Raw genomic sequence first — 11,857 nt, 5'->3', positions numbered from 1 at the left:
TGCTCAGGAACCGCGTACGTGAAAGACCCGCTCGACAGCGTTGAAAACGATGCGCAAATCCGACGCACGGCGCTCTACTCAACGCTCGCCCAAGTGCCCGAAGGCAAAGTCGTCAGCTATGGTCAGTTAGCCGAGCTGGCCGGGTTGGGGCGCGCCGCCCGTTGGGTCGGCCGCACCTTGAGTCAGTTACCCGGCGATACCAGGCTGCCCTGGCACCGCGTGCTGGGCGCCGGCGGTCGGATCAGCCTGCCGGTGGGCAGCCCATCGGGCGATGAACAACGGGCCCGATTGCGCATGGAAGGCATCACCGTCCTGAACAATCGTGTGGATATTCAGCGCCATGGCTGGCGTCCGGTAGAGCACAGCGGTTAGAGTGCGCGCTTTGTTTCCGCAATCTTGAGGCAGACTTCAGCCCATGCCCCGTAAAACCTGGCGCGCCGCGCTAGCCGCTTATGCCAGTCCTTCGACGCTCGTGCTGTTGTTGCTCGGTTTCGCCGCCGGCCTGCCGTACATGCTGGTGTTCTCAACGCTTTCCGTCTGGCTGCGTGAAGCCGGTGTCGCCCGTGAAACCATCGGCTACGCCAGCCTGATCGGCCTGGCCTATGCGTTCAAATGGGTCTGGTCACCTTTGCTCGACCAATGGCGTCTGCCGTTGCTGGGCAAACTCGGCCGTCGCCGTTCGTGGCTGGTGCTCTCGCAAGCCCTGGTGATTCTCGGCCTGATCGGCATGGGTTTCTGCGATCCGCAGAAACATCTGTCCTGGCTGATCGCCATTGCAGTCGTCGTCGCTTTCGCCTCCGCCACTCAAGATATCGCGGTGGATGCCTATCGCCTGGAAATCGCCGAAGACAATCGCCAGGCCGCCCTCGCCGCCAGTTACATGTCGGGTTATCGCGTGGCTGCACTGCTGGCGACTGCCGGTGCCTTGTTTTTCGCTGAGGGCTTTGGCTCCACGGGCTTCAACTATCAGCACTCGGCCTGGGCCGGCACTTACGCACTGTTCGGCGCTCTGATGATTCCCGCGCTGCTGACCACACTGTTCATGCGCGAGCCGCCGGTGCCACTGCGTACACAGTTGCAGGCCGGGCGCTACACCTTTATGCATCAACTGATGTCGGTGTTTGTGCTGATTGTCTTGCTGGTCTCGGTGCCGGCGATGTTCACCCAGCTCTACAACACTGATTTCGCCAGCGTGCTGTTCGGCGGCATGAGCCCGCTCGACCTGCTGCTCGAAGATCGTGCCTTCCTGCGCGCGATTCTCTATACGCTGCTGACCGGTCTGTGTCTGTCGACCATGGGCCGTCGCGGCCTCGCACCGGTGCTGACCCCGGTCAATGACTTCATCCTGCGTTATCGCTGGCAGGCGTTTCTGTTACTGGGTCTGATCGCCACCTATCGGATGTCGGACACGGTAATGGGCGTCATGGCCAACGTGTTCTACATCGACCAGGGTTTCACCAAGGATCAGATTGCCAGCGTCAGCAAGATTTTCGGCCTGATCATGACGCTGGTTGGCGCCGGTATGGGCGGCCTGCTGATCGTGCGTTTTGGCATTCTGCCGATTTTGTTCATTGGCGGCGTCGCTTCCGCAGCCACCAACCTGCTGTTCGTGATGCTCGCTGACATGGGCCCGAACCTGCAGATGCTGGTGGTGACCATTTCCCTCGACAACTTCAGTTCGGGCCTGGCGACATCGGCGTTCGTTGCCTATCTGTCGAGCCTGACCAACCTGAAGTTCTCCGCCACCCAATACGCTTTGCTCAGCTCGATCATGCTGCTGCTACCGCGCCTGATGGGCGGCTATTCCGGGGTCTTGGTCGAGAAGTTCGGTTATCACAGCTTCTTCCTGATCACCGCCCTGCTCGGCGTGCCGACGCTAGTGTTGATCGCCCTGCACTGGTTTCAGGAAAGCCGCCGCGAAGGCCCGACGCCAACGCCCGAGCCTGTGCCGACGCCGGTCGCAGAAGAATCGTAAGACGTTTCGGCAACGGCGGGAGGAATCCCGCCGTCGTGCCTCCCCACTGACCTCACGCCTGTACGTCGGCAAAACTCGCCGGTACACTGCGGAGTCATTTCCAGTCATAGCAACCGACAACGGCCAACCATGCGCACCAGTCAATTTTTGCTCGCCACACAGAAAGAAACGCCTTCCGACGCGGTCGTGATCAGCCATCAGCTGATGCTGCGCGCCGGCATGATCCGCAAACTCGCCTCGGGCCTGTACACCTGGCTGCCGATGGGCTTGCGGGTTATGCGCAAGGTTGAAGCCATCGTTCGCGAAGAGATGAACGCCGCCGGCTCTCTGGAAGTGTTGATGCCGAGCACCCAACCGGCCGAGCTGTGGCAGGAATCGGGGCGCTGGGAAGAATACGGCCCTGAGCTGCTGCGCATCAAAGACCGCCACGGTCGCGACTTCTGTGCGGGCCCGACCCACGAAGAAGTGATCACCGATCTGATGCGCAACGAGTTGAGCAGCTACAAACAGCTGCCAATCAACCTGTACCAGATCCAGACCAAGTTCCGTGACGAAATCCGCCCACGCTTCGGTTTGATGCGCGGCCGCGAATTCATCATGAAGGACTCGTACTCCTTCCACGCTGATCAGGCGTCGTTGCAGATCACCTACGACCGTATGCATGAAGCGTACTGCAACATCTTCACGCGCCTGGGTCTGAAATTCCGTCCGGTGGAAGCCGACAACGGTTCGATCGGTGGCGCTGGTTCGCACGAATTCCACGTACTGGCCGAGTCCGGCGAAGACGACATCGTCTTCAGCAACGGTTCCGACTACGCAGCGAACATCGAAAAAGCCGAAGCCGTGCCACGCGAAACTTCGCGTGCCGCTGCGACCGAAGAATTGCGTCTGGTCGACACCCCAGACACAAAAACCATCGCGGCACTGGTGGAAAAATTCAATCTGCCGATTGAAAAGACCATCAAGACCCTGATCGTGCGCGCCGAAGAAGAAGGCAAGCTGATCGCACTGGTCATCCGTGGCGACCACGAACTCAACGAAATCAAGGCTGCCCAGCAACCAGGCGTAGCCAACCCGCTGGTCATGGCCACCGACGCCGAACTGCGTGACGCCATTGGCGCCGGCGCCGGTTCGCTCGGCCCGCTGAACCTGCCGCTGCCAATCATCATCGACCGCTCGGTCGAGCTGATGAGCGACTTCGGTATCGGCGCGAACATCGACGACAAGCACTACTTCGGCGTGAACTGGGAGCGTGACCTGCCCGTTCCGACCGTTGCTGACCTGCGTAACGTGGTCGCCGGCGATCCAAGCCCGGACGGCAAAGGCACGCTGGAAATCAAACGCGGCATCGAAGTCGGGCACATCTTCCAGCTGGGCAACAAGTACAGCAAGGCGATGAAGTGCGAAGTGCTGGGCGAGAACGGCAAGCCAGTCACCCTGGAAATGGGTTGCTACGGTATCGGCGTGTCCCGCGTGGTGGCTGCGGCCATCGAGCAGAACAACGACGAAAACGGCATCATCTGGAGCGACACTCTGGCGCCGTTCCAGATCGCTCTGGTACCGCTGCGCTATGAAACCGAGCAAGTGCGCGAAGCCACCGACAAGCTGTACGCCGAACTGACGGCGGCCGGCTTCGAAGTGCTGCTGGACGATCGCGACAAGAAAACCAGCCCGGGCATCAAGTTCGCGGACATGGAGCTGATCGGCATTCCTCACCGGATCGTGGTCAGCGACCGCGGCCTCGCCGAAGGCAACCTGGAATACAAGAGCCGTACCGAAGGCGAAGCGCAAGCATTGCCGGTGGCCGACGTATTGTCCTTCCTGCAGGCCCGTATCCGCCGCTGAAACCAGATAGAGACGTCATGTTCAAGCGAAACACCTTAGGCCTCGGAGGCACCGCCCTGTGCGGTGCCCTGCTGGTCAGCGGCTGTGCCAATCACATGTCACAACGCAGCGAGCACGAAGAGCGGGTCGAGCGAAAGTTGCTCGACCATAGCCTGCAGATTGATGTCGGTGAGCCTAAGGAGCTAGAGCTGCCGCAGCGACGCGTGAAGATCAACGAGCAGAAGACTTTTGAAGTCACCGAGTTCGAAGTGACGCGTCGCTACGATCGCTACACGCCCTATCAGCCTTGGCGGGAGGTCTACGAGATTCCGCTGGGCGCGGTGGCCGTAGTCGGTGGCGTCGGCGCCAACGTGGTCAACGTGTTTGCCCTCGGCAACCTGCCGGACAGCGTCACCAAGGACTGGCTGAGCTACGGTTTCGCCGGGCTCAACCCGTTCATGAACGTGCAGTCCAACGGTCGCGCGCAACAGAACCTCGCCGGTATCGATGAAGTCCAGCGCGACAAGCGCACGGAGTATTCGAGCCTGCCATGGAGCGAGCGCCCGGTGCAGGTCAAGGCTGGCAAGCAGACCTTTGACATGACCACCGATCGTAACGGTGTGCTGCGTCTGAACCTGCTCGACAGTCCGTTTGCCGAAAATGATCTCAATCATGTCGGCAAATTGCAGATCAGTGTCGAAGACGCCAAGGATGACGTGCACTCGGACTCTTCGCTGATGATCAGCAGTCACCTGCGTGGCAAGTTGCTGGAAGCGCACGGGCTGATCTACGACGATCTGGAAGACGACGAAGTGAGCCAGTGGGTGCATCGGGTCAAACGTCTGTCGGAGCTGGGTCTGGAAGAAGAAGCCAGCGAACTGGAACAAAGCCTGATCGAACTGACGCGCAACGATCCTGAGTTGCAGACTGAGTTTCTCAAGTCGTTGACCAAGGATGCGGGTCGCTTGGTGGCTGATCCGGGACCGAATTAAAAGCTAAAAGCTTCGCGAGCAGGCTCGCTCCCACAGGGCGGAATACATTCCAAATGTGGGAGCGAGCCTGCTCGCGAAGAGGCCCTGACAGACACCGCAAATCTACCGCTCAAACAACTCCATCTGCTCAAACCCGCCGCGCAAATCCTCAAGCCTTACCCCAACCCCCAACAACCGCACCGGTTTCCCGCCGCGATTGAACGCCTGCGTCAGCATCAACTGATAACTGCCAAGATCCCGCCCTGCCCCGGCCTGCTCCAGCGTCGTCTGGGTAAAGTCATGAAACTTCACTTTGACGAACGGCTTGCCCGGCCGATAACTGCTGTCGATCCGCGCCATTCGGGTTTTCAGGGTTTCCAGCAGCTCTGGCAGTTTGTCGAGGCAGCTGCGCAGGTCCGGCAGATCGACGTCGTAAGTATTTTCCACACTGATTGACTGACGCCGACTGTCGTTGTGCACCAACCGGTCATCGATCCCACGGGCGAGGCTCCACAGTCGCTCGCCAAAGCTGCCGAATTCACGCACCAGGGCCAATTTGTCCCACTCGCGCAATTGTGAGCAATCAACGATGCCGAGCTTGCCCAGCTTATCGGCCGTGACCTTGCCGACACCGTGCAATTTGCTCACTGGCAAACCACTGACAAAGTCTTCGACCTGGTCCGGCGTAATCACAAACAATCCGTTGGGCTTTTTCCAGTCGCTGGCGATTTTGGCCAGAAACTTGTTCGGCGCCACACCCGCAGACACGGTGATGTGCAATTGATTGGAGACCCGCCGACGAATGTCCTGAGCGATGCGCGTGGCACTGCCGCCAAAATGCGCGCTGTCGGATACGTCGAGGTAGGCCTCATCCAGCGATAGCGGCTCGATCAGGTCGGTGTAATCGCTGAAGATCGTGTGTATTTCTTTCGAGGCTTCGCGATAGGCGTCCATACGTGGCTTGACGATGGTCAGGTCCGGACACAATTTCAAGGCGTGCCCCGAAGCCATCGCCGAACGCACGCCATAAGCGCGCGCTTCATAGTTGCAGGTGGCGATCACCCCGCGCCGCTCCGCCGAACCGCCCACCGCCAACGGCTTGCCGGCGAGGCGCGGGTCATCGCGCATCTCTATGGCGGCGTAAAAGCAATCGCAGTCAATGTGGATGATTTTTCGCTGAGTCATGTCAGAAAAGGGAATGTGGCAAGCCGGACCGGCAGTATCTCACTGACACCTGTATATAGCACCAGTGGTATGAATGTTCTTTCCAGGCGGTAGGAAATGTCCGTTGAATTTATTTTATCAATCGACGAGAGGCCTCCAATAGAGCTGGAAGCCTTGCTCCACCTGCCCTGCAGCGTAAAAAACACCCGAGAAAAGACGCTAACCGATTGAACCTCAACAGATTTTATCCAGATTGCGGGTTGACACCCCGGCGTTCCTCTGTAGAATGCCGACACACAGACGCGGGATGGAGCAGTCTGGTAGCTCGTCGGGCTCATAACCCGAAGGTCGTCGGTTCAAATCCGGCTCCCGCAACCAAACATCAAAAAAGGCTACTCGAAAGAGTGGCCTTTTTTGTGCGCGTCTGTTTTGTCGATTTCCTCTTCTTATAAAGAAGCGATCGCCAAACAGGAATTCTTTGCATTTCCGAAACTTAACGCACCCCCTGCGACCGTTTGACGCTATTTCACAATTATTTGACCCTTTGCGGGATTAGCGGTTGACACCCCGTCGTTCGTCTGTAGAATGCCGCCACACAGACGCGGGATGGAGCAGTCTGGTAGCTCGTCGGGCTCATAACCCGAAGGTCGTCGGTTCAAATCCGGCTCCCGCAACCAAACATCAAAAAAGGCTACTCGAAAGAGTGGCCTTTTTTGTATCTGTTGAAAAAGTCCTTTCGCAACAATGATCTGTCACTGTGCAGTGAACCGCTTGGGATCTTCAGAAGTACTCGCTTGCGACTATGCTTGAGTCGCAGGCAAGGCGCCTGCAATCCAGGAACTGCCCTCGCCGATACCCGGTGAGAGGCGTAGTATTTTGTGATTATTTTTTTCTACAGGGATTGGTAACTTGGCTGGATACCTCCATCCTGTCGCGCACAATCCAAGAGGTGATTGATGCGCGCCAACTCGTCTGATCCACAAGACACCGTCACAGCGGAACATCCGATCAAACCCGAGCGTTTGCGCTTGCTGGATCGGTTGAGCAAATACCGGCAACCGATTGGTCTGGCGGTGACTTTGCTGCTGTTCGCGATTGCGCTGATTGCCTGTCGCCATCTGCTCGCCGAACTCGATCTCGATGCACTGCACGACTCGATTCTCGACGTGCCGAAACCTGCACTGCTCGGCGCCTTCGGTGCGACCGTGGTCGGCTTCATTATTCTGCTTGGCTACGAATGGTCGGCCAGTCGCTATGCCGGCGTGACCTTGCCGCCGCGCACATTGGCGCTGGGCGGTTTCACGGCGTTTGCGATTGGCAATGCGATCGGCCTGTCGCTGCTGTCCGGCGGCTCGGTGCGCTACCGTTTATATGCGCGCTTGGGTCTGGGGGCGTCGGAAGTCGCGCACATGACCTTGTTCGCCAGCCTGTCGCTGGGTTGCGCCCTGCCGCCGCTGGCTGCACTGGCAACGCTGAGCGACCTGCCTGCGGCATCCCAGGCACTGGGTTTGTCCGAAGGCTTGCTCGGCACAGTCGCCGCTGTTGTGCTGGCGCTTGGAGCAGTACTGGCTATCGGCATCTACCGTCGGCGCCTGCCGGAACAACCGTTGCGCGACAACCTGCTGGTCAGGGTTGGCCGTCGCACGCTGCGCTTGCCGGGTCGACGCCTGACGTTCCTGCAACTGATCATTACCGCCCTCGACGTTGCGGCGGCTGCCACCGTTCTCTATCTATTGCTGCCGGAAGCGCCACCGTTTGGTGCGTTCCTGTTGGTGTACCTGCTGGCATTGGCTGCCGGCGTACTCAGCCACGTACCCGGCGGCGTCGGTGTGTTCGAAGCGATTCTGCTGGCCGCTTTCGCTGACAAACTCGGCGCCGCGCCTCTGGCCGCTGCGCTGCTGCTGTATCGCCTGATCTACGTGGTGCTGCCGCTGCTGGTCGCCTGCGTATTCCTGCTGATCAACGAAGGTCAGCGCCTGTTTCAGACTCAGACCATGCGTGCAGCGTCTGGTCTGGCCGCGCCGATTCTGGCGGTGCTGGTGTTCCTGTCCGGTGTGGTGCTGCTGTTTTCCGGCGCCACTCCCGAGATCGACACACGTCTGGAGCACATCGGCTTTCTGATCCCGCATCGTCTGGTCGACGCTTCGCACTTCGGCGCCAGCCTGATCGGCGTACTGTGCCTGATGCTCGCCCAGGGCCTGCGTCGTCGCCTGTCCGCCGCGTGGATGCTCACCACCATTCTGCTGCTGGTCGGCGCCCTGCTCTCGCTGCTTAAGGGCTTCGACTGGGAAGAAGCGACGCTGATGACCCTGACGGCTGCGCTGCTCGGGGTGTTCCGTCGCTCGTTCTATCGCCCGAGTCGTCTGACCGAACTGCCGTTCTCGCCGCTGTATCTGGTGGCCAGCCTGTGCGTCCTCGGTGCATCGACGTGGCTGCTACTGTTCGCCTATCAAGACGTGCCCTACAGCCACCAACTGTGGTGGCAGTTCACCCTTGATGCTGACGCACCGCGTGGCCTGCGTTCGCTGCTCGGCGCTGCTGTGCTGTTGCTGGTGATCGCGCTGACCTGGCTGCTGCGCACCGCACGCCCGGTCATTCACCTGCCAACGCCTGACGAACTCGATCGCGCAGCAAAGATCCTGATGGCGTCGTCGCAACCCGACGGTGGCCTGGCGCTGACCGGTGACAAGGCGTTGCTGTTTCACCAGAACGACGAAGCGTTCCTGATGTACGCGCGCCGTGGCCGCAGCCTGGTGGCGCTGTACGACCCGATCGGCCCCGGCCAGCAACGCGCCGAGATGATCTGGCAGTTCCGCGACCTCTGTGACATTCACCACGCTCGCCCGGTGTTCTACCAAGTGCGCGCGGAGAACCTGCCGTACTACATGGACATCGGCCTGACCGCGATCAAACTCGGCGAAGAAGCCCGGGTCGATCTGCTGCGCTTTGACCTGGAAGCCAAGGGCAAAGAGATGAAGGACCTGCGTTACACCTGGAACCGTGGCACCCGCGATGGCTTGTCGCTGGAGATCCATGAGCCCGGTCAGGCGCCGATGGACGAGCTGAAAGTGATTTCCGACGCGTGGCTGACTGGCAAGAACGTGCGTGAGAAAGGCTTCTCCCTCGGCCGTTTCAGCGACGATTACCTGAAGCATTTCCGCATCGCGGTGATTCGCTTCGAAGGTCGCCCGGTGGCGTTCGCCAACCTGCTCGAAACTTATAGCCATGACCTGGCCAGTCTCGACCTGATGCGCGCGCACCCGGATGCGCCGAAGCTGACCATGGAATTCATGATGGTCGGCCTGATTCAACACTATAAGAGTCACGGATACGCGCGCTTCAGCCTGGGCATGGTGCCGTTGTCGGGGTTGCAACCCCGGCGTGGTGCACCGCTCACCCAGCGTCTGGGCTCGATGGTTTTCCGCCGTGGTGAGCAGCTGTACAACTTCCAAGGCTTGCGCCGCTTCAAAGACAAGTTCCAGCCTGACTGGGAACCCCGTTATATGGCCGTGCCCGCCGGACTCGATCCGCTGGTGGCGCTGGCCGACACTGCTGCCCTGATCGCGGGCGGCTTGACTGGATTGGTGAAACGCTGATGATTCAACGCTCCCTGAAGTACATCCTGGCCGCACTGATCGTGCTGGCCGTGATTGCCGGCGGCGGTTTCTGGTACCTCAAACGTCCGGCACCGGAACCGACCGTAGAACAGCTGACCCCGGCCGATGGCGCCGCCATGACCCGAGTCATCCCGGGTACCAAGCCCAAGGCGCAGGTGCTGGTAGCAGTCAACGACGACCAGAAACTCTCTGAAAAACAACTGACCACCCTGAGCCGCAGCGCCTCGGCGCAAATCGTTCAGGTGATTCTGCCCAAGGACTGCCTGCTGCAAAGCCGCGCCCTGCAATCGGGTCTGCGTGAACTGAATGGCCCGGCCACTTTGGTCAGCGGCATCGGCCCGGGCGCTGTGCTGGCCTGGCGCTGGTTGTCGGAACAGAAAGACGACAAGGCCCAAGCCATTTCCGTCGATCTGGCTCTGGAAAAAGGTGGCTGCACGCACCTGCTGCCGAAATCCGCCGCCCACGGCCATTGGCTGGCAGCGTGGAACGACAACCCGGACGACGCCAGCGCCGGTTTCGTGCGCGATCAACCGAACGCCGAAACCAGCATCAGCGACTACGACATCAACCTGCCGCAAGTGCTGAACAACGAACTGCGCAAAATCCTCGTCGGCGGCGACAAGGCCAACGGCGGTCTGGCGATCCCGGTGGTTGAAGTGCCGGCCGGCCAAGCCAAAGACACCGTGACCCTGTTCCTCTCCGGTGACGGCGGCTGGCGCGACCTCGACCGCGACGTGGCCGGTGAAATGGCCAAGATCGGTTACCCGGTGGTCGGCATCGACACCCTGCGCTACTACTGGCAGCACAAGAGTCCGGAACAAAGCGCACTGGACCTGACCGAACTGATGCAGCACTACCGGCAGAAATGGGGCACCAAACGCTTCATCCTCACCGGTTACTCGTTCGGTGCTGACGTGCTGCCAGCGATCTACAACCGCCTGCCGGACACCGAGCAGCAGCGTGTAGACGCGATCATCCTGCTGGCCTTCGCCCGCACTGGCAGCTTCGAAATCGAAGTCGAAGGCTGGCTCGGCAACGCCGGCAAAGAAGCCGCCACCGGCCCGGAAATGGCCAAACTGCCACCGGCCAAGGTTGTGTGCATCTATGGTGAAGAAGAGACGGATGAGAGTGGCTGCACGGACAAAACCGCAGTCGGTGAAGCGGTGAAACTGCCTGGCGGCCACCACTTCGACGAGAACTACCCGGCGCTGGCCAAGCGTTTGGTGGATTTGATCGAGAAGCGCCAGAGCAAGGACTCGGTCGCCGAAGAGTGATCTGAGCCACGCCCACAAAAAGCCCCCGCAACTTCGCAGTTGCGGGGGCTTTTTACATCTCGGACGATGAACCCGTTCCCCTGTAGGAGTGAGCCTGCTCGCGATAGCGGAGTGTCAGCCACTTAGTTGCCAACTGACACCCCGCTATCGCGAGCAGGCTCACTCCTACAAGGGAATTGCGCTGGATTCAGAAACTTTATACATGCACTCGTAAATATCTTGACTCTCGATGAAGCCAAAAACGGCAGATGTCCACATTCCATAAAATGTGGACACCTGCATCGTCGGCAACATTGAATCGTCAACCCCGAAAATCACCAGTGGCGTGTAGTTTCGTTTACTTCCAGTCTCGCAATATCGGATGACGCCGACAGACCTTGTAGGCAAACTCCGAATCGCGTGTTGCGGAGCCTTGCCGCTCTATTGCGCTGTTTTTCGACGGGATACTCTCCGGACGTCGCTGACTCATTCAGCGATCGGGCTTGGTAACCCGGTGGAATAAGGCGCAACAGCGCACCCGACACGACTCAGGCGAAATCCCGTCCGAGCCCCTGTGTTATGGCAGCTGTGTGTGGGACGCTTTCGAGCGTGCCGGTTTCCTTGGTTCCCCGGTTTACCAACCTGCGCACAGCTGCCACCCATTCGCTTGGTATCGGATGCGGCAGCTCTCAAAATCAAGGGAACTGACAATGAACAATCCATCTGATCTTAAAACCATCGGCTTCACCCCTTTCCTCTACAACTCGGATCAAGCGTTCTTCAACGTCCGCGCCGGCATCCCGATCATCGATGCCTTGTCCCAATCCTCCGACCTGCTGTCCCTCGCCAAGTCGTTCGCCGAAGACGCGGCATTCATCAAAGACACCGACCGCCATGCCTGGGCTGCGCATTACCTGACGGTGATGGGCAAAGCTTTGATTGATGATGTGATTCAGGCGTTGATGCCACGACCTGCGCGGACGAAGAGCGAATCTGAAATCGATCTGCCTGAACGCACCACTTAACCCTGTGGGAGCTAGCCTGCTAGCGATT

The 11,857-nt window shown here is 59.6% G+C and carries 8 protein-coding genes and 2 tRNA genes; 9 read left to right on the top strand and 1 reads right to left on the bottom strand.

What is annotated here, in order from left to right; genetic code table 11:
• The first annotated feature begins 18 nt into the window (after positions 1-18).
• The 4 genes from AC5SEM_RS02730 to AC5SEM_RS02715 all read left to right on the top strand — a co-directional run bounded on the left by AC5SEM_RS02730 (position 19) and on the right by AC5SEM_RS02715 (position 4,791).
• Positions 19-372, top strand: coding sequence for an MGMT family protein (locus tag AC5SEM_RS02730; protein ID WP_034154953.1), 354 nt, complete (start codon positions 19-21; stop codon positions 370-372).
• 43 nt (positions 373-415) lie between these two features.
• Complete coding sequence (locus tag AC5SEM_RS02725) at positions 416-1,975, top strand: AmpG family muropeptide MFS transporter (protein ID WP_077571386.1); 1,560 nt, start codon at positions 416-418, stop codon at positions 1,973-1,975.
• 129 nt (positions 1,976-2,104) lie between these two features.
• Positions 2,105-3,820 carry a proline--tRNA ligase gene (locus tag AC5SEM_RS02720; protein WP_077571385.1) on the top strand — a complete coding sequence of 572 codons (1,716 nt, stop codon included), beginning with the start codon at positions 2,105-2,107 and terminating at the stop codon, positions 3,818-3,820.
• 17 nt (positions 3,821-3,837) lie between these two features.
• The gene (locus AC5SEM_RS02715) at positions 3,838-4,791 is read left to right on the top strand and encodes a hypothetical protein (RefSeq protein WP_077571384.1); all 954 of its coding nucleotides are present in this window, start codon (positions 3,838-3,840) and stop codon (positions 4,789-4,791) included.
• Between the two features lie 102 nt (positions 4,792-4,893).
• Here the strand turns inward: AC5SEM_RS02715 and dinB are convergent, their stop codons facing one another.
• On the bottom strand, positions 4,894-5,955 hold the full coding sequence (dinB, locus tag AC5SEM_RS02710) for a DNA polymerase IV (protein WP_495472122.1): 1,062 nt from the start codon (positions 5,953-5,955) through the stop codon (positions 4,894-4,896).
• 280 nt (positions 5,956-6,235) lie between these two features.
• Here dinB and AC5SEM_RS02705 point away from each other — a divergent pair.
• The 5 genes from AC5SEM_RS02705 (at position 6,236) to AC5SEM_RS02685 (ending at position 11,829) form a co-directional block, all read left to right on the top strand.
• A tRNA-Met gene (locus AC5SEM_RS02705) sits at positions 6,236-6,312 on the top strand.
• A 222-nt stretch (positions 6,313-6,534) separates the two neighbouring features.
• Positions 6,535-6,611 (top strand) — tRNA-Met (locus AC5SEM_RS02700).
• A gap of 279 nt (positions 6,612-6,890) precedes the next feature.
• Positions 6,891-9,530, top strand: coding sequence for a bifunctional lysylphosphatidylglycerol flippase/synthetase MprF (gene mprF, locus AC5SEM_RS02695; RefSeq protein WP_077571382.1), 2,640 nt, complete (start codon positions 6,891-6,893; stop codon positions 9,528-9,530).
• On the top strand, positions 9,530-10,825 hold the full coding sequence (locus AC5SEM_RS02690) for a virulence factor family protein (protein WP_116028788.1): 1,296 nt from the start codon (positions 9,530-9,532) through the stop codon (positions 10,823-10,825). Before mprF ends, AC5SEM_RS02690 begins: the two co-directional genes overlap by 1 nt.
• Positions 10,826-11,514: 689 nt before the next feature.
• Positions 11,515-11,829 (top strand): DUF3077 domain-containing protein, encoded by a 315-nt coding sequence (locus AC5SEM_RS02685; RefSeq protein WP_495472121.1) that lies wholly within the window; start codon positions 11,515-11,517, stop codon positions 11,827-11,829.
• Positions 11,830-11,857 lie beyond the last annotated feature (28 nt).

It is taken from the genome of Pseudomonas sp. CH61, from assembly GCF_059429415.1.
The sequence above is the reverse complement of the archived record's forward strand: the minus strand, read 5'-3'. Positions and strand labels throughout refer to the sequence as shown.